Here is a 24854-nt window from a genome sequence, read left to right as displayed (position 1 = left end):
TACAGGAAAAAGCTCTGACAGTAACGGCTATTTCAGGGCGGCAACTGCCGCCCTGTTGCAAGCGCAATCACTCGCCTTTAGCTGCTTTGAATGCTTCAGCCATAGCGTTAGAGAAGTTACCTTCTTCCTGTTTAGCGTTCACAGTATTGATGGCTTCTTTCTCATCTGCCTGGTCTTTAGCACGTACAGACAGGCTGACAACGCGGTTTTTACGGTCAACGCCGGTGAATTTAGCTTCAACATCATCGCCAACATTCAGAACCAGAGTTGCGTCTTCTACACGGTCAACAGAGGCTTCTGAAGCGCGCAGGTAACCTTCAACGCCATCAGCCAGTTCAACTGTAGCACCTTTAGCGTCAACAGCAGTTACTTTACCGTTAACAATAGCACCTTTCTTGTTCAGAGAGATGTAGTTGTTGAACGGATCTTCTGCCAGCTGCTTAACGCCCAGGGAGATGCGCTCGCGCTCTGCGTCAACCTGCAGAACCACAGCGGCGATTTCGTCGCCTTTCTTGTATTCACGAACTGCTTCTTCTCCGGTAGCGTTCCAGGAGATGTCAGACAGGTGAACCAGGCCGTCGATGCCGCCGTCCAGGCCGATGAAGATACCGAAGTCAGTAATAGACTTGATTTTACCTTCAACGCGGTCGCCCTTGTTGTGGGTTTCTGCGAACTGCTGCCATGGGTTAGATTTGCACTGCTTCAGACCCAAGGAGATACGACGACGTTCTTCATCGATATCCAGAACCATAACTTCAACAACATCGCCAACGTTAACAACTTTGGACGGATGGATGTTTTTGTTGGTCCAATCCATTTCTGAAACGTGCACAAGGCCTTCAACGCCTTCTTCGATTTCAACGAAGCAGCCGTAGTCGGTCAGGTTGGTCACGCGACCAGTCAGTTTGGTGCCTTCCGGATAACGCTTAGCGATAGCGACCCATGGATCTTCGCCCAGCTGTTTCAGACCCAGAGAAACGCGGGTACGTTCGCGGTCGAACTTCAGCACTTTAACAGTGATTTCGTCGCCAACGTTGACAATTTCGCTTGGATGCTTAACGCGCTTCCATGCCATGTCAGTGATGTGCAGCAGGCCGTCAACGCCGCCCAGATCAACGAATGCACCGTAGTCAGTGAGGTTCTTAACGATACCTTTAACTTCCATGCCTTCCTGCAGGTTTTCCAGCAGCTGATCGCGCTCTGCGCTGTTTTCGGATTCGATAACCGCACGACGTGAAACCACCACGTTGTTACGTTTCTGATCCAGCTTGATTACTTTGAATTCAAGCTCTTTGCCTTCCAGGTGCAGGGTGTCACGCACCGGACGCACATCAACCAGGGAACCTGGCAGGAACGCACGAATACCGTTCAGCTCAACAGTGAAGCCGCCCTTGACTTTGCCGTTAATAACACCGGTAACAGTTTCAGCATCTTCGTAAGCTTTTTCCAGCGTGATCCAAGCTTCGTGACGTTTAGCTTTCTCACGGGACAGCAGAGTTTCACCGAAGCCGTCTTCTACTGCGTCAAGCGCTACGTCAACTTCGTCGCCTACCTGGATTTCCAGTTCGCCAGCTGCGTTCTTGAACTGCTCTGCAGGAATTGCAGACTCAGATTTCAGACCCGCATCAACCAGAACGATGTCTTTGTCGATAGAGACAACAACACCACGAACGATGGAACCCGGGCGGGTTTCGATTTCTTTCAGGGACTCTTCAAAGAGTTGAGCAAAAGATTCAGTCATATTGATAATCTTATGATTCTTCAATTTAACGTCCACCTGACATCCTGACGGGTGGGGTTGTTTCACATGCCCCATGACATCCATATCAAAGGGTTAAAAAAATCGGTTACTGCTGCGGCAAGGACAATTTTTCACGCGCATATTTAAGAGACGTTTCAATCACTTGCTCTATTGACATGCTGGTTGAATCCAGCACCAGCGCATCACTTGCCGGTCTTAGCGGCGCAATGGCGCGATTACGATCGCGGTCATCACGCTCCTTTATCTCAGATAAAAGGCGCTCAAAGTTAACACTAAAGCCCTTCTCCTGCAACTGTAGCATACGGCGGTGAGCACGCTCTTCTGAACTGGCATCCAGGAAGATTTTGACCGGTGCGTCAGGGAAAACCACCGTTCCCATATCCCGTCCATCAGCAATCAGACCAGGCAGCTCGCGGAAGGCTCGCTGGCGACGAAGCAGCGCCTCACGCACCCGGGGGAATGCTGCCACTTTGGACGCCGTATTACTGACATCCTGGGTGCGGATTTCACCGGATACATCTTCTCCCTCGAGAATCACTTCCATCTCACCATTGGTTGAGACAAAGCGAACGTCCAGGTGTGCTGCAATAGGGACCAGAGCCTCTTCAGACGAGATATCCACCTGGTGGTGCAAAGCGGCCAGTGCCAGCACGCGATAGATCGCGCCTGAATCCAGCAGATGCCAATGCAACGCCTCGGCCATTGCTTTACACAAGGTCCCTTTACCTGCACCGCTGGGGCCATCAATGGTGATCACCGGGGCTAAAGCCGTCATCTCATTCTCCTGTCGGTGGGATGTCTGTTTAACCTGCTCAGACAAATATCGACGCGCATTATACGCTGCAACAGCCCAGATCGTTACCCCATAAGCATAGACGCACTCAAATTAATCAGCCTTTTCGGACCAATTACAGAGCGAATTCCTGCGCAGGGCGTGATTTAGTTCGCAACCCGCTGCACAACGTGCAGCGGATTTACAGATTTATGCCAGCTGACTGAGGCGAGCGAGCTGCTCAAAATAGTCGGGGAAGGTTTTTGCTGTACATTTCGGATCGAGAATGGTCACCGGCGTGGTTGAAAGCGCCACCAGTGAAAAACACATTGCCATACGGTGATCGTTATAGGTCCCGATTTCTGCATACCGGATAGTTTCTGGCGGAGTGACGCGAATATAGTCGTGTCCCTCTTCCACTTCGGCACCCACTTTCCGCAGTTCTGTCGCCATGGCGGCCAGACGGTCGGTTTCTTTTACACGCCAGTTATAGATGTTGCGCATCACTGTTGTGCCTTTGGCAAACAATGCTGCCGTAGCAATGGTCATTGCCGCATCCGGGATATGGTTCATATCCAGATCGATGGCCTTCAGTTCACCGCGGGTACAGGCAATAAAGTCATCACCCCACTCAATCGTCGCCCCCATTTTCTCCAGCACGTCGGCAAAGCGGATATCGCCCTGCATGCTGTTGCGGCCAATACCGGTGACCTTAACAGTGCCGCCTTTGATAGCCGCTGCGGCCAGGAAATAGGAAGCAGATGAAGCATCTCCCTCAACCAGGTATTCGCCCGGCGAAACATATTGCTGATTACCGGCAATGTGGAAGACGCTGTAATTCTCGTTTTTAACCGTAACGCCAAAGGTCTTCATCAGATTCAGGGTGATATCGATATAAGGTTTGGAAACCAGATCGCCCTTGATCACAATTTTGGTGTTGGTCGGTGCCAGCGGAGCCGTCATCAGCAACGCCGTCAGGAACTGGCTGGATACGCTACCGTCGACGGAGACTTCCCCTCCGGCAAAACCACCCTGCAACCGCAGCGGCGGATAATCCTGCTGTTCAAGATACTCCACTTTGGCCCCACCCTGACGCAGCGCATCGACCAGATGACCAATTGGACGCTCTTTCATCCTTGGCTCACCGGTCAGCACAATGTCACTGGCACCCAGGCAAAGTGCGGCTGCAAGAGGACGCATTGCGGTCCCCGCATTGCCCAAAAACAGTTCAAGCGGTTTTTCCGCATGCAGCGGGCCACCCTGACCGGTCACCTCACATACCGTACGATTGTCAGACAGTGTATAGCTGATCCCTAACGCCTGCAGGGCATTAAGCATATGGCGTACATCATCACTGTCCAGCAAATTGGTCAGGCGAGTGGTGCCTTTAGCCAGCGCAGCCAGCAATAAAGCGCGGTTAGAAACGCTTTTGGAACCGGGTAAGTTAACGGTGCCATCCACCAGTGCGATAGGTTGTAACGTCAGGGATTCCTGCATGTGAAACTTATTCTCCAAATAAAATGCAATAAAACCTCGCGATGCGAGGTTTCAGAGAGTTCAGACCGGGATCTTGCACTCAGCCGTGGCGGCGCTCAAAGTCGATCATAAAATCAGTCAGGGCCTTTACCCCTGCCAGCGGCATAGCGTTGTAGATGGAGGCTCGCATGCCGCCTACCACACGATGGCCTTTCAGTGCATGCAGACCTGCAGCAATTGATTCGTCCAGGAACACCTTATCCAGGGAAGCATCCGCCAGCTGGAAAGGAACGTTCATGCGCGAACGGTTGCCACGAGCCACATCGTTGCGATAAAAATCACTTTTGTCGATCACGCCATAGAGCAGATCCGCTTTCGCCTGGTTGCGCTTGTCCAGTTCAGCCACGCCGCCCTGCTCTTTCAGCCACTTGAACACCAAACCGGAAAGATACCATGCAAAAGTCGGAGGGGTGTTAAACATTGAGTCGTTTTCGCTCAGCACCTGGTAATCCAGGATCGAAGGCAACTCTTTTTTCGCCTTACCCAGCAGATCTTCACGTACCACGACCAGCGTCAGGCCAGCCGGACCGATGTTTTTCTGCGCACCGGCATAAATTACGCCGTAGCGGCTGACATCAATCGGGTGGGACAAAATGGTTGATGACAGGTCGGCAACCACCACTTTATCACCAAAATCCGGCTCTTCATTAATCGCGATACCGTCAATGGTTTCATTAGGGCAGTAGTGCACGTAGGCGGCGTCATCAGACAGTGCCCAGCTGCTCATCGGGGTAACCGCCCTCAGGCCATCAACGGTGGTTTTAGCATCAATGACATTTGGCGTGCAGTATTTCAGCGCTTCTTTGATCGCGCTGTGCGCCCAGTAGCCTGCATCAACATAATCTGCCGTTGTGTGGTTCCCCAGCAGGTTCATCGGGATAGCCGCAAATTGGGCACGGGCACCACCATGGCAGAATAATACTTTGTAATTGGAGGGGATTTTCAGCAGATCGCGAAAATCTTTTTCTGCCTCTTCAGCCACCTGAATGAACTCTTTACTGCGATGGCTGATCTCCATCACAGAAGTCCCTAAACCCTGCCAGTTACAGAGTTCCTGTTCGGCACGACGCAGCACTTCCACCGGCAGCATTGCCGGGCCGGAGCTAAAATTGAAAATCTGACTCATTTCCCCTCACCACTTTCAGATCAATCGATTTCGATTCTGCTATCGGTTTTATCACTGCCCTGGCCGGGCTGCAATGATTAATCCGGTCAACCGACCAGTTCTTCGCGTTGCTACGCAACAGCTTGTAGGGTGAATGGAAACAATGTCGATATTTTGTGAGGCTGTTCCAGCGATCGCTGATTTGCCCCTCACATCCGGCGGGGAAACTGCCAGAATAGCCGCCATCAAATCACCCAGCCGGATAGCGAATCAGGCGGAAACCCCGTATCATTGCGCGCTTTCGGCACAACCCAAAACGAGTGGGCACTATGACGCAAACGTATATCCCAGGCAAAGACGCCGCGCTGGAAGACTCCATCGCACGCTTTCAGCAAAAATTACAGGATCTGGGCTTCAATATTGAAGAAGCTTCCTGGCTGAACCCGGTACCTCATGTCTGGTCGGTTCATATTCGCGACCGCGACTGCCCGCTGTGCTTCACTAACGGCAAAGGTGCCAATAAAAAAGCCGCGCTGGCTTCCGCGCTGGGTGAATATTTCGAGCGCCTGTCGACCAACTACTTCTTTGCCGATTTCTGGCTGGGTAAATCCGTGGCCGAAGGGGATTTTGTTCACTATCCTAATGAAAAATGGTTCCCGCTGCCGGAAGATGACAGCCTGCCACAAGGCATTCTCGATCCGCGCCTGAGCAAATTTTACGACCCGAAACAGGAAGTGAGTGCCAGCGATCTGATCGATCTGCAGTCCGGCAATAGCGATCGGGGGATCTGCGCCCTGCCGTTTACCCGCCAGTCAGATCAGCAGACTGTCTATATTCCGATGAACATTATCGGCAATCTCTACGTGTCTAACGGCATGTCCGCGGGTAACACGGCGAACGAGGCTCGCGTACAGGGTTTGTCTGAGGTCTTCGAGCGCTACATTAAAAACCGCATTATCGCCGAATCCATCAGTCTGCCAACTATTCCGGATGAAGTGCTCAACCGTTACCCGGGCGTGGTGGAGGCCATCGCCAGACTGGAAGCGGAAGGTTTCCCAATCCTCTCTTATGACGCCTCGCTGGGTGGCAAGTATCCGGTTATCTGCGTGGTGCTGTTTAATCCGGAGAATGGTACGTGCTTCGCCTCTTTCGGCGCACACCCGGATTTCGGCGTCGCGCTGGAACGTACCGTCACCGAACTGCTGCAGGGCCGCAGCCTGAAAGATCTCGATGTGTTTACGCCGCCCACTTTCGATGATGAAGAAGTGGCCGAGCATGCAAACCTGGAAACTCACTTTATCGATTCCAGCGGGCTAATATCCTGGGATATGTTCAAGGATGACGCCGACTATCCGTTTGCTGACTGGAGCTTTGCCGGCACCACCGAAGAAGAATTCGCCACGCTGATGGCAATCTTCGATTCGGAAGATCGGGAAGTGTATATCGCCGACTATCAGCATCTGGACGTCTACGCCTGCCGTATCATTGTGCCCGGGATGTCAGATATCTATCCGGCCGAAGATCTGCTGCTGGCCAACAACAGCATGGGGGCTTATCTGCGCGAAACCCTGCTCTCGCTGCCTGAAAGCAACTGGGAGAAAGAGGACTATCTGGCGCTGATTGAGCGTCTGGATGAAGACGGCCATGACGACTTTACCCGCGTCCGTGAGCTACTGGGCCTCGCGACCGGTAAAGATAACGGCTGGTATACCCTGCGCATTGGTGAACTGAAGGCGATGCTGGCCCTGGCCGGTGGCGACACCGATCAGGCTCTGATCTGGACCGAATGGACAATGGAATTTAACGCTTCCATCTTCACTCCAGCCCGTGCGAATTATTACCGCTGCCTGCAGACTTTACTGCTGCTGAGCATGGAAGAAGAACGCGATCCTGTGCAGTACCACAATGCCTTCGTGCGGATGTATGGTCAGGAAGCCGTTGAGGCAGCTTCGGCCGCCATCAGCGGCGAAGCGCCATTCTATGGTCTGCAAAGCGTGGATGAAGATCTGCTGGCCTTCCCGGCCCATCAGTCACTCCTGGCAGCCTATGAAAAACTTCAGCAGGCAAAACGCCGCTACTGGAAATAATGCTTAGCTGGCGGCCTGCAATATAAGAGCAGGCCGTCATTCATTCAGATCCACTCCAGGAAGATTCCATGCCACTTAATTTTCATTAAAAGTTAATAAAAGGTGAGCCAGATATTTTTAAAAAACCACCATGCAACATTCCGCACATATTTCTCTTTTGTTTTTCACCTTCCAACCCGTGCATTTCGTGCTCTATTCAACTTTTATTTAGTATATTAAAAATATTTTATCAAATAATTTCAATCAGTTAACCATTAAAACCCCACATAAAACAGTGCTTTAAGCCGTGATATACTTGAGCAATATGATCCACATCAATTTCTCCCCTATACTCCTTTGTTAGTATTTCGTCGTTGATAAATTTTGGGAGAAGTTGGTGTGAAAACTGGCAACCCGTTCGATTTACTCTTACCGTCTGAAATGGCTAAAGTTGCCGAAGAAGCCGGTGTCTACAAAGCGACAAAACATCCCTTCACGACATTTTTCCTGGCTGTCACCGCCGGAGTCTTCATCTCCATTGCTTTTGTGTTCTATATCACGGCCACCACCGGTGCTGAAGCTGTACCCTACGGCCTGGCTAAGCTCGTTGGTGGCATCTGCTTTTCCCTCGGTCTGATGCTGGTCGTGGTTTGTGGAGCCGACCTCTTCACCTCTACCGTGCTGACCATGGTGGCAAAAGCCAGCGGTCGTATCAGTTGGGGGCAACTGGCTCGTAACTGGATCAACGTTTACATAGGGAATTTCTTCGGCGCGATGTTTTTTGTCGGGCTGATCTGGTTTGCCGGCCAGTATATGGTGGCAAATGGTGCATGGGGGTTAAATGTTCTGCAAACGGCTGACCATAAAATGCACCATACTTTCCTCGAAGCCGTTTGCCTGGGCACGCTGGCTAACCTGATGGTGTGTATGGCGGTGTGGATGAGCTACTCCGGCCGCAGCCTGACGGACAAAATGTTAGCCATGGTGCTGCCGGTCGCGATGTTCGTTGCCAGCGGGTTTGAACACAGCATCGCTAACATGTTCCTTATCCCGATGGCTATTGTGATTAAAGACTTCGCCTCACCAGAATTCTGGCAGGCGACCGGCACCACAGCAGCACACTTCTCCAGCCTGACAGTCAGTAACTTTGTTATGGATAACCTGATCCCCGTCACCCTGGGCAATATAATTGGCGGCGGTTTGCTGGTGGGTCTGACTTACTGGGTTATCTATCTGCGTGATGGCGATCATCACTGATCCCGAAATCAAGATTTGACATCCGTCGCCGGATTCACGGCGGCGGGAACGAAAGAACTCAATGTAATTAAGGTAGGTTCAAATGAGCGAGCACAATGAAAAACAGGCTGCTGCCTGGGCAGGCTTTGCACAGGGCGAGTGGCAGAACAGCGTTAACGTTCGTGACTTTATCCAGAAAAACTACACCCCTTATGAAGGTGATGAAGCGTTTCTGAGTGGAGCCACTGAAGCGACCACTGCGCTGTGGGACCAGGTGATGGAAGGCATCAAGCTGGAAAACCGCACTCACGCACCTGTCGATTTTGATACCGACCTGGCGTCCACCATCACCTCTCACGATGCGGGCTACATCAATAAAAAACAGGAAACCATCGTTGGTTTACAGACTGATGCTCCACTGAAACGTGCGCTGATCCCCTTCGGCGGCATCAAAATGGTCGAAGGCTCCTGTAAAGTTTATGGTCGCGAGCTGGATGCCGGCCTGAAAAAAGTCTTCACCGAATACCGTAAAACTCATAACCAGGGCGTGTTCGATGTTTACACCCCGGATATCCTGCGCTGCCGTAAATCTGGCGTGCTGACTGGTCTGCCGGATGCTTATGGCCGTGGCCGTATCATCGGTGACTACCGTCGCGTTGCGCTGTACGGCATCGACATGCTGATGAAAGACAAGTTCGCGCAGTTCACTTCTCTGCAAAGCGATATGGAAAACGGCGTGAATCTTGAAGCCACTATCCGTCTGCGTGAAGAAATTGCCGACCAGCACCATGCCCTGCAGCAGATCAAAGAGATGGCAGCCAAATACGGTTGTGATATCTCCGGCCCTGCCACAACCGCGCAGGAAGCCGTACAGTGGACTTACTTCGGCTATCTGGCTGCAGTTAAATCACAGAATGGCGCAGCAATGTCCTTCGGGCGCGTTTCCACCTTCCTGGATGTGTACATTGAGCGCGATCTTAAAGCGGGCAAAATCACCGAACAGGAAGCACAGGAACTGATCGACCACCTGGTGATGAAACTGCGTATGGTGCGCTTCCTGCGTACACCGGAATACGATGAACTGTTCTCAGGCGATCCAATCTGGGCAACAGAATCCCTGGCCGGTATGGGCGTGGATGGTCGTACCCTGGTCACCAAAAACAGCTTCCGCTTCCTGAATACCCTGTACACCATGGGGCCGTCTCCGGAGCCAAACATGACCATTCTGTGGTCAGAGAAGCTGCCACTGAACTTCAAAAAATATGCGGCTAAAGTCTCCATCGATACCTCATCCGTCCAGTATGAGAACGATGACCTGATGCGTCCTGACTTTAACAACGATGACTACGCCATCGCCTGCTGCGTCAGCCCGATGATCGTTGGTAAACAAATGCAGTTCTTCGGCGCCCGTGCAAACCTGGCGAAAACCATGCTTTATGCCATCAACGGCGGCGTGGATGAAAAACTGAAAATGCAGGTTGGCCCGAAAGAAGCGCCAATGATGGATGAAGTGCTGGACTATGACAAAGTGATGGCCCGTATGGATCACTTCATGGACTGGCTGGCAAAACAGTATGTCACCGCACTGAACGTCATCCACTACATGCACGACAAGTACAGCTATGAAGCTTCACTGATGGCGCTGCATGACCGTGACGTTTACCGTACTATGGCTTGTGGTATCGCAGGTCTGTCCGTCGCGGCTGACTCGCTGTCTGCTATCAAATACGCGAAAGTCTCCACCATTCGTGATGAAGATGGTCTGGCTATTGACTTCAAAATCGACGGTGAATATCCGCAGTTTGGTAATAATGATGCCCGCGTGGATGACATCGCCTGTGACCTGGTTGAACGTTTCATGAAGAAAATTCAGAAACTGCAGACCTACCGTAACGCGGTGCCAACTCAGTCTGTTCTGACCATCACCTCTAACGTGGTGTATGGTAAGAAAACTGGTAACACACCTGATGGCCGTCGCGCTGGTGCGCCATTCGGACCAGGTGCTAACCCAATGCACGGTCGCGATCAGAAAGGTGCAGTTGCCTCACTGACCTCAGTAGCGAAACTGCCGTTCGCCTACGCGAAAGACGGTATTTCCTACACCTTCTCCATCGTGCCAAACGCGCTGGGTAAAGATGATGACGTGCGTAAAGCTAACCTTGCCGGACTGATGGATGGTTACTTCCACCACGAAGCCAGCATCGAAGGCGGCCAGCATCTGAACGTTAACGTGATGAACCGCGAAATGCTGCTGGATGCGATGAACGATCCTGAGAAATATCCTCAGCTGACCATCCGCGTATCCGGTTATGCCGTTCGCTTCAACTCACTGACTAAAGAGCAGCAGCAGGACGTGATTACCCGTACCTTCACTCAGACGATGTAATCTCTGCCCTTCTGAGTATAAAAGGCTCCTTCACCGGAGCCTTTTTCCAGTCTTGTTTGCCAGCCCTCTGCAGTGTTCCATCAGGTGGCTGGCAAAACAGACTTAACGCAGCTTAAGACTGCGTACCTGCCGGAAAGGCAGGTCCACAATGGAGAATTCATCGCAATGTCAGTCACTGGTCGCATCCACTCATTTGAATCCTGCGGGACCGTCGACGGCCCCGGCATCCGCTTTATTACCTTCTTCCAGGGCTGCCTGATGCGCTGCCTGTATTGCCACAACCGTGATACCTGGGACACGCACGGTGGCAAAGAGATTACCGTTGAAGAGCTGATGAAGGATGTGTTGTCGTATCGTCACTTTATGAACGCTTCAGGCGGTGGCGTGACGGCTTCTGGTGGCGAAGCCATCTTGCAGGCTGAATTTGTGCGTGACTGGTTCCGCGCCTGCCATGCAGAAGGGATTAATACCTGCCTGGACACCAATGGTTTTGTACGCCGCTATGATCCGGTGATCGACGAACTGCTGGAAGTGACCGATCTGGTGATGCTGGATCTGAAACAGATTAACGATGAGGTTCACCAGATCCTGGTCGGCGTATCAAACCACCGCACACTGGATTTTGCTCGCTACCTGGCGAAGAAAAACATCCGCACCTGGATCCGCTACGTGGTGGTGCCTGGCTATTCAGACGATGATGAGTCTGTGCACCGCCTCGGTGAGTTTACCCGTGATATGGGCAACGTGGAAAAAATCGAACTGCTGCCTTATCACGAGCTGGGCAAGCATAAATGGGTGGCGATGGGCGAAGAATATAAGCTGGATGGCGTTCACCCACCAAAAGCTGAAACCATGAACCGGGTGAAAAGCATTCTGGAAAGCTATGGCCATAAGGTCATGTACTGACTGACGGCGAGCGGAAAACCCGCCATCACGATGGTGTGAATGTACGACCAGGGCGGAATGAACTCCGCCACTAAAGGGAGCGAATGATTTCGTTCCTTTTTTTATGCGTGAGCAATCGGTGTGGCATGCTGGTCGGCTTTGCGCAGCAACATCACCAGATAAACCAGCGCGACTGAAGCAATCATCACAAACAATACCCGGTCAGAATAGTTCTGCATCAGCATTGAAGTCATCGCCGGACCAAACAGGCTGCCTAACGTGTAGCTCAACAGCAGCGCCTGATTCATCGCCACCAGTTCGTGATGAGCCACTTTCTCGCAGGCCCAGGACATCGCCACGGGATACAGTGTAAAACCTGCCCCACCCAGCACAAACAGCGCAGGTGCCATAGCCGTATTGCTCAGCATTGCCAGCGCTCCAAGGATCACCACAAAAACCTGCACGCGCAGCACCAACAGACGACCGTAACGGTCAGCCAGACGACCGACCGGCCACTGGCCGATAATGCCGGAGCTGACGAGCAGTGCCATCCAGTAGCCTACCGTCGAGTCGCTCATCCCCTGATGAGAGAGATACAGCGGCATCAGGCCGTAAAGTGACCCCAGCAGGATACCTGAAATGATGCAGCCGTTGATCCCCAGACGAGCGCTGCGACGACGCAGCATTGGCCACATACGTCCCGGAGAAGCGTCTTCATCATCCCCTTTCGCCGTCACTTTGGTAAACACCAGCGGCAGGATCGCAGCAACTACAATTCCGGTCACCCACGGCAGCACGTGCAGCAGCTCTGTGGAGACCTTACTGACCAGAAGCTGCCCGGCAACGGTACCGAGATAATAGAAAATCATATAAGCGGCCAGCAGCTGACCACGGTTCCGCACGGTGCCGCTGCAGAGTAAGGCGCTTTCCACTACCACCCAGATTAATGCGCAGCCGATACCGGCGATAAAGCGCCAGGCTGACCACGCCCAGAAACCGCTTTCAAAGCCTAATGCTGCCGTAGCCAGAGCGAAAATAATGGAAGCGATGTAATAGCTGCGATTAAATCCAAAACGCTTGATTATCCGGCCCGCAAGCAAAGTCCCGACCAGGTTGCCCGAATAGTAAGAAGAGCTGACCACGCCAACCTGCCAGGTAGGCAGTGCATCATGGGTAAGCCAGAGTGGCACCAGAGTGTTTAGCACGGCGATAGAAATCGTCAGCAGCAAGAGGCCGCAGAGCAGCACAATAACGGGGCGAGACCAGGTAGACATTGTCAGAAACGACCAAAACGGCGGAATATTTTGCGCGCATAATGCCATTCGCTAAATTATTGTCAACGGCCAGAAATCAACCGCAGCACGATTTGCCAGACACCGATTTAAATTTTTTATCTACAACGAGTTAGCGGGATACTTATCCCATGTTCGAAGTGTGTTATCTCTATGAAAAATGACAACTTTGGCTTGTTGGTGGGTATTACGGACGATAACTTTTATTTTTGGTTATTTCATGACTAAAAATACAGGTTGCGTTCCACCCTTTTCCATCCAAAACGGTGCGTCCAGTCGTGAAGGGTGGCAAGGGTAAGAACCGCAAGGCTGGGGTAAAAAACTTCGGCCTGCTGTTCAGCTAGCAGCGTCAGATATCGCTCAGCCCAGGGAAGGATATGCTGAGGAATAAGCTCATCAAGCCAGGCCGGTTGCTGTCCGGCACACCAGGCAACCAACAGCAGCAGCAATCCAAAATGATCCTCTGGTTCAGCCTTTTCCAACAGTGGGGTCATGCCAACCGTTTCCCATTTCACACCTCCAGTGGGTTTGCCAGGTGGCCGGTCTTGTCGCCACATGGCCGGCTGTTAGCGTTAGGTTTGATGCCTTTTTCAGCATTATATTGCGGTGCGCCATAAGGACAGGCCATGTGACAATATCTGCAACCAATGCATACCTCTTCATTAACCACCACAAATCCGTCAGCTCGCTTATGCATTGCGCCACTCGGGCAGACTTTGGTACAGGCAGGATCGGCGCAGTGATTGCAGGAAATGGAAAGGTAGCAGGCAAATACGTTTTGCTGCCAGCCATCGCCGTCCTGTTGCCAGCCATCGCCGTCCTGTTGCCAGCCATCGCCGTCCTGTTGCCAGCCATCGCCGTCCTGTTGCCAGCTAACGCCGGCGTATTCATAGATGCGGCGAAAACTCACCTCAGGCGCTAAATTTTTGTAGTCTTTACAGGCCAGCTCACAGGTTTTGCATCCTGTGCAGCGGCTTGAATCAATGTAAAAACCATACTGTGCGGACATATTGGCTCCGTTACCCGGGGTTCCGTTATCCATTACGCTTTTTCCACCTGAATCAGATTGGTATGTTGCGGGTTTCCCTTAGCGAGTGGTGAGGGACGCTGGGTCGTCAGGGTGTTCATACAGGTTCCATGATCAACACGATCGCCATTCATGCTGGCCTGATGCCATGCTCCCTGTCCCATAGCGACCACCCCAGGCATAATGCGGGGCGTGACTTTGGCCGCGACACGAACCTCCCCGCGATCGTTAAATATCCGCACTTTGTCACCATTCGCTATATTGCGGACACGGGCATCCAGTGGATTAATCCAGACTTCCTGGCGACAGGCCGCCTGGAGTACATCAATATTGCCGTAGGTGGAATGGGTCCGTGCTTTGTAATGGAAGCCAAACATCTGCAGGGGAAACTGATCCCGTTTAGGATCGTCCCAGCCTTCAAAAGTTGAGGCGTACACCGGCAGCGGGCTGATAACTTCGTCTTTCTGCAAATGCCACTCAGCGGCTATTTTCGCCAGAGAAGAAGAGTAAATTTCAATTTTTCCCGAGGGGGTTTTAAGCGGATGCGCCTGAGGATCCTGGCGAAATTGTTGATAGGCGATGAAATGCCCAGCGGGGTCTTTACGCTTATAGATCCCCTGTTCACGCAGCACATCGTATGCGGGCAATAAGGGATCTTTTTGCCGCATTTTGCCGTAAAGATGCTGCAACCATTCGCTTTGTGTCCGGCCTTCGGTAAATTTTTCGTACACATCCGGCCCCAGCCGACGAGCCACTTCACTCATCACTTCATAAATGCCCTTACGCTCAAATTTGGCTGAAGTCGCTGGCTGAATGAAAATCAGATACCCCATATTATCGGCAGAGTCATTGGGGATGATGTCCTCCTCGACGGTCATCAGGTCCGGCAGCAGGATATCGTGCGTTTTATTGATGTCCGAATGCTGATTGGTAATAGTGTTTCCCGCATAGTTCCAGATGAACTTGATCGGCACATCCAGCTTATCTTTACCCCGAACCCCATCGGCCAGGGCCGTCATTTCAGGGCCTCTGACGATCGCATCAGTCCAGCTGAAACAGGAAATCTGTGTTTTTACCGGATTAGAGAGTACCGGCATTCGTTCAATTGTGAGGGTATAAGTCGATTCGCGAGCACCGCTGTTTCCGTCGCTGATCCCCACATTGCCGGTCAGTATGGGCAACATGGCGATTGCCCGGGAGGTCAGCTCACCGTTTGCCTGACGCTGTGGTCCCCATCCCTGAGAGATGTATGCAGGCTTAGCCTGGCCAATCTCTCGTGCCAGCCTGATAATACGGTCGGCTGGAATACCGGTGATACGGGATGCCCAACCTGGCGTTTTGGCCGTACCGTCCGCACCCTCGCCCAGAATATAGGTGGCTGTTTGCAGGAGCATCTGCAGGCAGAGTTTTCTCATCGTAGCCAATACAGTAGCGATCCAGGAAAGGTTGATCCACCAGGTTTTCGGAGATTAAGACATGGGGAAGGCCAGCAACCAGTGCGGCATCAGTACCCGGTCGGATCGGGATCCATTCATCCTCACGCCCTGCAGCCGTGTCCGTATAGCGGGGATCAATCACGATCATCCGCGCATTTGATCGCTGGCGAGCCTGCTCAAGATAATAGGTGATCCCTCCTCCGCTCATCCTTGTTTCAGCCGGATTATTGCCGAAATAGACCACCAGTTTACTGTTTTCAATATCAGAGGTGCTGTTACCGAGATTACTGCCGTAGGTATACGGCATGGCACAGGAGATCTGTGCAGTACTGTAAGTACCGTAATGGCTGAGAAAGCCGCCGTAACAGTTCATCAGCCGGGCGACAAGAGAAGCGTAAGGAGAAGAGCGGGTAATATTGCCGCCCACGATGCCGGAAGAGTAGTTGATATAGACGGCTTCATTACCATACTTAGTGACAATCCGCCGCAGGTTATTGGCTATTTCTTCGTAAGCCTCTTCCCAGCTGATTCTTTTAAACTTGCCCTCGCCCCGCTTACCCACACGTTTCATTGGATAATTCAGCCGCTCAGGGTGATTCATACGCCGACGTATTGAACGACCGCGCAGGCAGGCTCTCACCTGATGTTCGCCGTAATGATCCAGCCCCGTGTTATAGGTTTCCACCCAGTACACTTCGTCGTCACGCACGTGAAGACGCAACGCACAACGGCTCCCGCAATTGACCGAACAGGCTCCCCATACCATTTTATCTTCAGGCGACTGAGGGAGGGGTTCCTGACTTTCGCTAACCAGTGCCCCGCAGGCAAAGGGAAGCGAGATGCCACCCGCAGCAAAAGCCAGTCCGGTCAGAGCCGAGGTCTTAATCAACTGCCGCCGACTGATCCCCTCCAGTTCGCTGGCCAACTCTGCATTTTCCTCTGATATATCCCCGCCCCTTTTTACCCATTCTGTGGGTGTGGATATTACCCCTTTAGAGGTGGCAAACTTTGTCTGCTATCAAGAAAGAATGATTAAACAAGTTTGAAAGAGAAGTGTAGTTAACCGGGAGATGGCAGGAGCTTAAGACAATGAATCAGAGGAGTTTAGTCACAAAAAAAGCGCCCGGTGGGCGCTTTCAGAAAGCAGAGGGCGCGGATAATCAGCCGATAAACTCCAGGCCTTTCATATAAGGACGCAGTGCTTCCGGAACTGCAATACGGCCATCGGCCTGCTGGTAGTTTTCCAGCACCGCAACCAGAGTGCGGCCAACAGCCAGACCTGAACCGTTCAGAGTGTGCAGCAGGCGCGTCTTCTTCTCAGATTTGCTGCGGCAGCGAGCCTGCATACGACGAGCCTGGAAATCACCCATGTTAGAACAGGAAGAGATCTCGCGGTAGGTATCCTGCGCTGGCAGCCATACTTCAAGGTCGTAGGTTTTGCAGGAGCCAAAGCCCATGTCGCCAGTACACAGCAGCACTTTACGATATGGCAGGTTCAGCAGCTGCAGCACTTTCTCTGCGTGACCAACCAGCTCTTCCAGCGCCTGCATGGAGTCTTCCGGACGGGTGATCTGCACCATTTCAACTTTATCGAACTGGTGCATACGGATCAGACCGCGGGTATCACGACCATAGGCACCGGCCTCAGACCGGAAGCAAGGCGTATGAGCGGTGAATTTCAGCGGCAGCGACTCTTCTTCAACGATCTCGTCGCGAACCATGTTAGTCAGCGGCACTTCGGAAGTCGGGATCAGCGCATAATCGCTGCTGGACGCTTCTTCTTCCAGCGGACGGGTATGGAACAGATCTTCACCAAACTTAGGCAACTGGCCGGTACCGTACAGCGAAGCATGGTTAACCAGATACGGCACATAAGTTTCCAGATAGCCGTGCTGTTCAGTGTGCAGATCCAGCATAAACTGACTCAGGGCGCGATGCATCAGGGCGATCTGCCCCTGCATAACCACAAAACGAGAGCCGGTCAGCTTGGCGCCCATGGCAAAATCCAGCCCGGAGGCCATTTCACCCAGCTCCACATGATCGCGCACTGCAAAATCAAATTTGCGTGGCTCACCCCAGCGGCTGACTTCCAGATTTTCGCTGTCGTCTTTGCCCAGGGGAACTTCATCAACCGGGATATTAGGTATCGCTAACGCCACATCACGGATTTCGTTCTGCAGTACATCCAGTTCCGCTTTGGCCGCATCCAGGCGTTCGCCCAGCGCGTTCACTTCCTGACGTAATGGCTCAATATCTTCCCCACGCGCCTTGGCCTGCCCGATAGTTTTGGATCGGGCGTTACGTTCAGCCTGCAGGGTTTCAGTTTCTACCTGCAGAACTTTGCGTCGCTCTTCCTGCGAGCGCAGCGTTTCAACGTCCAGTTTAAAGCCCCGGCGTGCCAGTTTTTCAGCGACTGCGTCTGGCTCATTACGCAGCAGATTGGGATCGAGCATGCTTGTCCTGTGAATATTTATTGAGTAATAAAGAGAAGCGCATCCGGCGGGCGAATGCGTTGAATTCCTTGCTAACCTTACCGCAACACCCGTTTCAGCGATAGCGTTTTGTCGGGCTATTTTGATCCTGTTCAGCAAGCCAGGCCAGCTTTTCGCCAATCTTTCCTTCCAGCCCGCGGGAGGTCGGTTGATAGTAGCGAGTCTGAGCCATCTGCGGCGGGAAGTAGTCCTCTCCAGCGGCATAGGCATTGGGCTCATCATGAGCATAGCGATATTCCGCCCCCAGCCCCATTTCCTTCATCAACTTAGTTGGCGCGTTGCGCAGATGCTCCGGTACGTCGAAATCCGGGCTTTCGCGGGCATCGCGCATCGCTGCTTTAAAGGCGGTGTAAACGGCATTACTTTTTGGCGCGCAGGCCAGATAAACAATTGCCTGGGCTATGGCACGTTCACCTTCGGCCGGGCCGACGCGGGTAAAACAATCCCATGCTGAGATAGCAACCTGCATTCCTCGTGGATCGGCATTGCCAACATCTTCAGAGGCAATAGCCAGCAGACGACGTGCTACATACAGCGGGTCTCCGCCTGCAGTGATGATCCGCGCGTACCAGTACAGAGCTGCATCAGGAGCTGAACCACGAACAGACTTATGCAGGGCAGATATCAGGTCGTAATAACGATCGCCCTTGTTATCGAACCTGGCACTGCGTTCGCCAGAGACTTCATTCAGCAGTTGTGCCGTCAGCTCACGCTGGCCTTTGCTGTTCACCTCAGCCATATCGGCCATCATTTCCAGCGTGTTCAGCGCACGACGGGCATCGCCGTTAACCAGCTCAGCCACCATTCGCTGCGTATTCTCAGGCAGCAAAATGTTTTCTTTGCCATAGCCACGATCGCTGTCCTGCATTGCCTGTTTCAGCACGGTTTCAATATCTTTGCTGGTCAGAGATTTCAGCAGGTAGACTCGGGCACGCGAAAGCAAAGCGGAGTTAAGTTCGAAGGAAGGGTTTTCCGTGGTAGCACCAATAAAGGTGATGGTGCCATCTTCAATATGCGGCAGAAACGCATCCTGCTGACTTTTATTAAAGCGATGCACCTCATCCACAAAGAGGATGGTTCGGCGGCCTGCGTTGCGGTTTTGCCGCGCTCGTTCTATCGCCTCGCGAATTTCTTTCACCCCGGAGGTGACAGCTGAAATCCGCTCCACATCGGCCTGACCATAGTGGCCGATGATCTCAGCCAGCGTCGTCTTTCCTGTCCCCGGCGGCCCCCACAAAATCATCGAATGCAGATGGCCCGCTTCAATCGCCCGTGGCAGCGGCTTGCCGGGAGCCAACAGGTGCTGCTGCCCGATATATTCTGCCAGCGTGCGTGGCCGCATCCGCGCAGCCAGGGGCTGAAACTCGTTGTGGGAGAAATCCAGGGACAGATTGCTCACGCTCACCTCACTGACGTTGATCGTCAACCGTTACGCCTTTTGGCGGCGTAAACTGAAATTTATCGGCGCTGACCGCGCTATTCTGCTGGCTTTTCAGCGCATAACTGCTGCGCTGCCCATCCTGCTCAACCGCACTGAACTGGTTGATGGTGCCATTGGTGGAAACGTTAATGGTGAACTGTTTCAGATTTCCATCGGCTGATTTCGGCGTCAGCTCAAAATTGTCACCCTGCTGTTTAATGTTGTACTGCTTCCAGTCGCTGCCCTGGTTACGGGCAATCAGCATAAACGGCGTGTTGCTGGTGGCGTCTTTCAGCCAGGTAGCACTGACCTGCTCAACAAACGGGTTGTAGAACCATAAGGTTTTGCCATCGGAAATCAGGATGCTCTCATCCGGTGCCGTCATATGCCAGTTAAACAGATTCGGACGTTTAACCCACAGCTCACCTTCACCGTCCTGCACCGACTGGCCGCTGCCATCAGTCACTTTCTGCGAGAAGCTGGCATGGAAGCTTTTCACTTTATCCAGGCGTTGCTGCAGATCGGAAGACGCATCAGCCAGAACGCTGGCGGAGGTGAAAGCCGCCAGCAGGCAGCAGGAGATCATTAATTTTTTCATCACGGCATCCTTATTGAAACTTTTATATCCCTGACAGCAGGGAAGCTTACGTGGATAACTGTAGCCAGGCTGGAGCAATAGCAACAGGGGATTCACCTGAATGCCACCGGCACCTCTGCTGGATATGGGGCTTAAGCCCGGAAACTCAACGGGCCGGGTCACCCCGGCCCGCTCATTACGGTAAAAAAGTCAGACTACGCTGGCATTACATCTCATGCGGCGGCGGCGAAAGCACTTCACGGTTACCGTTATGGCCAGGAGAAGACACGATGCCCTGCGCTTCCATCTGTTCGATGATACGCGCTGCACGGTTGTAACCAATGCGGAACTGACGCTGAACGCCAGAGATGGAAGCCCGGCGTTTTTCAACCACAAACGCCACCGCCTGATCGAACAGCGGATCAAGCTCCTCATCACCCTCCAGACCCAGACCACCACCTTCACTCTCTTCACCAGCGGTAATGCTTTCAATGTACTGCGGACGGCCACGGGCCTTCCAGTCCTGTACCACTGCATGCACTTCCTCGTCGCGAACAAATGCACCATGCACACGCACCGGCATTGAGGAGTTAGGCGGCATATACAACATGTCCCCCATCCCCAGCAGAGACTCTGCCCCCCCCTGATCGAGGATGGTACGCGAGTCGATCTTGCTTGATACGGTAAAGGCAATTCGGGTAGGGATGTTGGCCTTAATCAGGCCGGTGATCACATCTACCGAAGGACGCTGGGTCGCCAGAACGAGGTGAATACCTGCCGCACGCGCTTTCTGAGCCAGGCGGGCAATCAGCTCTTCCACTTTCTTGCCTACCGCCATCATAAGGTCGGCAAATTCATCCACCAGCACCACGATGTACGGCAGTTTTTCCAGAACCGGCGGCGTGGTGTCCATGCTGTCACCCGGTTTCCAGAAAGGATCCGGAATTGGGCGGCCCATCGACTCAGCCTGCGCGACCTTCTCGTTGTAACCCGCCAGGTTACGCACACCAAGCGCCGACATCAGCTTGTAGCGGCGCTCCATTTCACCAACGCTCCAGCGCAGCGCATTGGCCGCATCTTTCATATCGGTAACCACTTCCGTCAGCAGGTGAGGGATGCCTTCGTAAACCGACAGCTCAAGCATTTTCGGGTCGATCATGATAAAGCGCACTTCTTCCGGTGTGGCTTTATACAGCATGCTGATGATCATCGCGTTCACGCCGACCGACTTACCGGAACCGGTAGTACCGGCAACCAGCAGGTGCGGCATCTTCGCCAGATCGGCCACTACTGGCTGACCGGCAATGTCTTTGCCCAGCACCACCGCCAGCGGTGACGGGTTGTCACGGAACTTGTCGCACTCCAGCACTTCACGCATGTAAACCGTCTGACGATGCTTGTTAGGCAGTTCCAGGCCGACGTAAGGCTTGCCCGGAATAACTTCCACCACGCGAACCGCGACTGCGGAAAGCGAACGGGCAAGATCCCGGGACAAATTGGAAATACGCGCTGCTTTAACGCCAGGAGCCAGATCCAGCTCGAAACGGGTGATCACCGGCCCTGGAGAGATGCCAACCACTTCCGCTTTCACCCGATAGTCGCCCAGGCGAGCTTCCACCAGACGGGCTGTCTGCTCCAGAGCAAACATATCCACCGGCTCAGCTTCAACAGGAGGAGCACTCAGCAGATCCAGTGTTGGCAACGGCGTGGTCGGTTTTTCCATCGGCTGCTCATGGCGAACCAGGAATGGATGGAACAGGCTGTCAGCCGCAGGCTGAGCTGGCGCTTCCGGCTGCGAGGGCACAGTAGCAGCGGGTGGCTGCTGCTGAGCCGGAGACGTCTGCCAGGATGCCGCTGCTGGTTGTTGCTGAGCATGGCACGCAGGTGCATCTGGCTGTTGCTGAGCCGGAGGCGTTTGCCACGCAGGTGCAACAGACTGCTGAACAGGGGCCTGCTGAGGTGCCTGGCTGTGCTGCTGCCACTGCGGCTGCTCTGCCGGAGCTTCAACCTCAGGCGCGGCTGACAGAGTGAACAGCGGCTCACTTGGACCCTCGTCCACCAGATCATCCATCGGAGAGAAATCAAAGGCTCCCGCAGTGTCCAGGCGGAAAGTCGGGATTTCGTTCTGCACCTCTTCCTGCCCATAACGCTGAGTCTGCTGCTCTGCGAACTGACGAGCCAACGCTGCCTGTTGCAGCGCCTCTTCATCATCTTCAGCAAATTCTTCGCCGTAACGCGCCTGCTGCTGGGCCATAAAGGCCTCACGCAGCTGCGCCTGTTCAAGTGCGTCATCGTCTTCTGCAACGCCACCCGCTGGCTGAATGTCAGCACTCTGCTGGCGCAGTTCTTCTTCTTTTGCCTTCTCTTCCGCCATACGCTGCGAAGGCAGTTTGATGCCGTACGACGCGAGTTCACGCCGTGTAGGAAGCTTGACCGGGTTAGGACGCGGCAGTTCCGGACCAATCCCCTGTTTCACCTGAGGATTACCCGCTTCGCTGGTGGCAGTAAAGCCCGGCATAAATGGCGCAACCGCTGAAGCAGCCGCAGCCACTTTAACTGCATCCCCCATTCCCCTTGCCACGTCAGAAGGCTGAGAGACCGTCTGGGCAGAAAAATCAAAAGGTGACGATGAGGCATCACGCCAGTTCCCCATCCGCGGCCCGTCATCTTCCTCGTCCAGCGGGACGGACGGCGCAGGTGTCTCGTCAGGGATCTCGAACCGGTAAAGTTCCGGTGGAGGTGTCGGTGCAGCGGAAGCAGAAGAAGCGACATGAGCAGGCTGAGAGACCGCGGGAGGCGGAGAGGAAAGCGGCGCAGGTTGCACCACTGCCGCAGAAACCGCTGCCTCAGGAGCAACTGGAATTACCGGAGCAGCCGTAGCCTCAGGAACCGCAGCAGAGGCAACAGCATCAACTGAAGCGGTTGTAGCTGCGACAGCAGTTTTACTCAGCAGCGGAGCGTTTTCTTCATCTTCATCGTATTCTTCCTGCTCTTCCACCCTTTTCTTCGGTGCAGCCAGCAGCACATCGTCATCACCCGCGTGGGCGCTCTGTCTCAGCACCGGTGCCGATGACTCTTCGCGCAGCTCCTCTTCATCATCTTCTTCCTGCCAGCGTTCATCATTACGAGAACGGTTGCTGGCAAAGGTCAGCACGCCCATCACCACACCACCGATTTTCTCGGCGATGGTCAGCCAGGACCAGCCGGTGTAAAGAGTGACGCCCGCAGCCCAGATAAACAGCAGCGTTAATGTGCCACCTGCCCCACTGAACCACGGAGCCATGGCATTGCTCAGCAGGCTGCCTATCACGCCGCCCGAAGCAAAATACCAGATATCATCAGCATTCAGCGCGGCCAGCCCGCAGGATGTCACCACCAGCGCCAGCACGCCAATCAGGCGCAGCGCTACGGCAAAATAGTCAATGTAATCCTGAGAATTACGTTGACGGAAGGTGATCCAGCACAGGCCTAAAATGACCGGAGGAATGGCATAAGCCATCACGCCAAAAATGAAAAACAGCGTATCCGCAAGCCATGCGCCGACGCCGCCGCCCAGATTGTGGATAGGTTCGTGCCAGGCGGTCTGCGACCAGCTGGGATCGGAAGGATTGAAGCTCACCAGTGCCGCCATCAAATAAACGGCGAAAAGAGCAACAATAATCAGCAACGCTTCCAGCAGACGACGTCCACTGCTCAGCGGTTGTAGCGAAACTTCTTTATCTTCTGTGTATTCCTGGCTCAAGCGTATCTCCAGGTGCCTGTAAACTATGAAGGCAACAGCGCCGGGCAAGCCCGACGCTGAACCTGTATGAATTCACAGGAGTGTACCGAAATCTTCCAGGTTTTGCACCTGCCCTGTGTTACCGCGTTTTAATGACCAGGCGGTTACTTTGCTTCACTTCTTCCATGACCACATAGGTGCGCGTATCGTTCACGCCCGGCAGGCGCAGCAGGGTTTCACCCAGCAATTTACGATAGGCAGACATATCTGGTACACGGGTTTTCAACAGATAGTCGAAATCCCCTGAAACAAGATGACACTCTTGAGTTTCCTCAAGTTTTTGCACTGCGGCGTTAAATTGCTCAAACACATCAGGTGCACCACGATTCAGAGTAATCTCAACGAATACCAGCAGCGAAGCATCCAGATAGTGCGGATTAAGCTGGGCGGTATAGCCAAGGATAAAACCCTGCCTTTCAAGACGACGAACACGCTCAAGGCATGGTGTCGGTGATAAACCTACACGCTTGGAAAGCTCGACGTTAGAGATACGCCCATCCTTCTGCAGTTCATTAAGGATGTTACGATCGATTCTGTCGAGATCTTTACCGGGCCGTTTTTTATTGTCTACCATTATTATTGTCTCTCTTAATGCCTTCCCTTTACCTGCCATACCCTGAACGAGTTCATTGTCACAGGGTTGTTCTAAGTGAAGTCTGGAGCCTGCTGCGATTCAAAACGCCCATCCGTATGACGCATGTTGTCTGTCCACACCATGCGTCATGACCAATGACAGACCGGATTTATCTGGCGAGAAGCGCAAATGTTGGGATGAAAACCTGTTTTGCGCGCCGAAAAACCCTTTGCTTCCTACACTGTTTTCGCAAAAGCGCAGCCGATTGTCAAAGCAAAACAACTAAAATCAGTACAACATGCCAGAAGTATCGCTGCGTGACTGTTTTTAAATGACTATTCGGGCCGGAATGCACCGCCATAAGTCAAAGCCTGCTCCATTATGGCGCACACCTCCCTCTACTGGTTCAACGGTGAATTGGTTAAACCTTTTACAGCCATTGTTAACAAAATTGCAGAATGCTTTTTTTGCCCCGCTAAATTCCCTACAATCGAACCTGGGTTGCCA

At 53.1% G+C, this 24854-nt stretch carries 16 protein-coding genes and 1 pseudogene; 4 read left to right on the top strand and 13 right to left on the bottom strand.

The window, feature by feature from the left end; all coding sequences use genetic code 11:
- Window positions 1–67: 67 nt before the first annotated feature.
- The 4 genes from rpsA to serC form a co-directional block, all read right to left on the bottom strand.
- Window positions 68–1741, bottom strand: a complete 1674-nt coding sequence (gene rpsA / locus AC3Y5R_RS06870; protein WP_158785405.1) for a 30S ribosomal protein S1 — start codon at window positions 1739–1741, stop codon at window positions 68–70.
- 106 nt (window positions 1742–1847) lie between these two features.
- Entirely contained in the window at window positions 1848–2537 is a 690-nt protein-coding gene (cmk, locus tag AC3Y5R_RS06865) for a (d)CMP kinase (protein ID WP_158784298.1), read from the bottom strand.
- A gap of 207 nt (window positions 2538–2744) precedes the next feature.
- Entirely contained in the window at window positions 2745–4031 is a 1287-nt protein-coding gene (gene aroA, locus AC3Y5R_RS06860; RefSeq protein ID WP_489920706.1) for a 3-phosphoshikimate 1-carboxyvinyltransferase, read from the bottom strand.
- A 79-nt stretch (window positions 4032–4110) separates the two neighbouring features.
- Entirely contained in the window at window positions 4111–5196 is a 1086-nt protein-coding gene (serC, locus tag AC3Y5R_RS06855) for a 3-phosphoserine/phosphohydroxythreonine transaminase (protein ID WP_158784300.1), read from the bottom strand.
- A gap of 308 nt (window positions 5197–5504) precedes the next feature.
- Between serC and ycaO the strand changes: the two genes are divergently transcribed.
- The 4 genes from ycaO (at window position 5505) to pflA (ending at window position 11769) form a co-directional block, all read left to right on the top strand.
- The gene (gene ycaO / locus AC3Y5R_RS06850) at window positions 5505–7262 is read left to right on the top strand and encodes a 30S ribosomal protein S12 methylthiotransferase accessory factor YcaO (RefSeq protein ID WP_489920705.1); all 1758 of its coding nucleotides are present in this window, start codon (window positions 5505–5507) and stop codon (window positions 7260–7262) included.
- Window positions 7263–7640: 378 nt separating this feature from the next.
- Complete coding sequence (gene focA / locus AC3Y5R_RS06845; RefSeq protein WP_489920704.1) at window positions 7641–8498, top strand: formate transporter FocA; 858 nt, start codon at window positions 7641–7643, stop codon at window positions 8496–8498.
- Window positions 8499–8580: 82 nt separating this feature from the next.
- The gene (gene pflB, locus AC3Y5R_RS06840; RefSeq protein WP_489920703.1) at window positions 8581–10863 is read left to right on the top strand and encodes a formate C-acetyltransferase; all 2283 of its coding nucleotides are present in this window, start codon (window positions 8581–8583) and stop codon (window positions 10861–10863) included.
- A 165-nt stretch (window positions 10864–11028) separates the two neighbouring features.
- Window positions 11029–11769: a pyruvate formate lyase 1-activating protein gene (gene pflA, locus AC3Y5R_RS06835; protein ID WP_489920702.1), complete on the top strand. Its 741-nt coding sequence runs from the start codon at window positions 11029–11031 to the stop codon at window positions 11767–11769.
- 101 nt (window positions 11770–11870) lie between these two features.
- Here the strand turns inward: pflA and AC3Y5R_RS06830 are convergent, their stop codons facing one another.
- From AC3Y5R_RS06830 to lrp, 9 genes and pseudogenes are all read right to left on the bottom strand, one after another.
- Entirely contained in the window at window positions 11871–13022 is a 1152-nt protein-coding gene (locus tag AC3Y5R_RS06830; protein ID WP_489920701.1) for an MFS transporter, read from the bottom strand.
- Between the two features lie 242 nt (window positions 13023–13264).
- A complete protein-coding gene (locus tag AC3Y5R_RS06825) occupies window positions 13265–13555 on the bottom strand; it encodes a hypothetical protein (RefSeq protein WP_489920700.1) in 291 nt (96 codons plus the stop codon).
- A complete protein-coding gene (locus tag AC3Y5R_RS06820) occupies window positions 13552–14049 on the bottom strand; it encodes a 4Fe-4S dicluster domain-containing protein (RefSeq protein WP_489920789.1) in 498 nt (165 codons plus the stop codon). Before AC3Y5R_RS06820 ends, AC3Y5R_RS06825 begins: the two co-directional genes overlap by 4 nt.
- 32 nt (window positions 14050–14081) lie before the next feature.
- Window positions 14082–16428, bottom strand: a pseudogene (locus AC3Y5R_RS06815) (DmsA/YnfE/YnfF family dimethyl sulfoxide reductase).
- 235 nt (window positions 16429–16663) lie between these two features.
- Window positions 16664–17956, bottom strand: a complete 1293-nt coding sequence (gene serS / locus AC3Y5R_RS06810; protein WP_158783119.1) for a serine--tRNA ligase — start codon at window positions 17954–17956, stop codon at window positions 16664–16666.
- A 94-nt stretch (window positions 17957–18050) separates the two neighbouring features.
- Window positions 18051–19394, bottom strand: a complete 1344-nt coding sequence (locus tag AC3Y5R_RS06805; protein ID WP_489920699.1) for a replication-associated recombination protein A — start codon at window positions 19392–19394, stop codon at window positions 18051–18053.
- Between the two features lie 7 nt (window positions 19395–19401).
- Window positions 19402–20013, bottom strand: a complete 612-nt coding sequence (gene lolA / locus AC3Y5R_RS06800) for an outer membrane lipoprotein periplasmic chaperone LolA (RefSeq protein ID WP_489920698.1) — start codon at window positions 20011–20013, stop codon at window positions 19402–19404.
- Window positions 20014–20218: 205 nt separating this feature from the next.
- The gene (locus AC3Y5R_RS06795; protein WP_489920697.1) at window positions 20219–23734 is read right to left on the bottom strand and encodes a DNA translocase FtsK 4TM domain-containing protein; all 3516 of its coding nucleotides are present in this window, start codon (window positions 23732–23734) and stop codon (window positions 20219–20221) included.
- 118 nt (window positions 23735–23852) lie between these two features.
- Entirely contained in the window at window positions 23853–24347 is a 495-nt protein-coding gene (lrp, locus tag AC3Y5R_RS06790) for a leucine-responsive transcriptional regulator Lrp (RefSeq protein ID WP_006118610.1), read from the bottom strand.
- Between the last annotated feature and the right edge of the window lie 507 nt (window positions 24348–24854).

The sequence above is a fragment of the Erwinia sp. 009765445 genome (genome assembly GCF_058137865.1).
The sequence above is the reverse complement of the archived record's forward strand: the minus strand, read 5'-3'. Positions and strand labels throughout refer to the sequence as shown.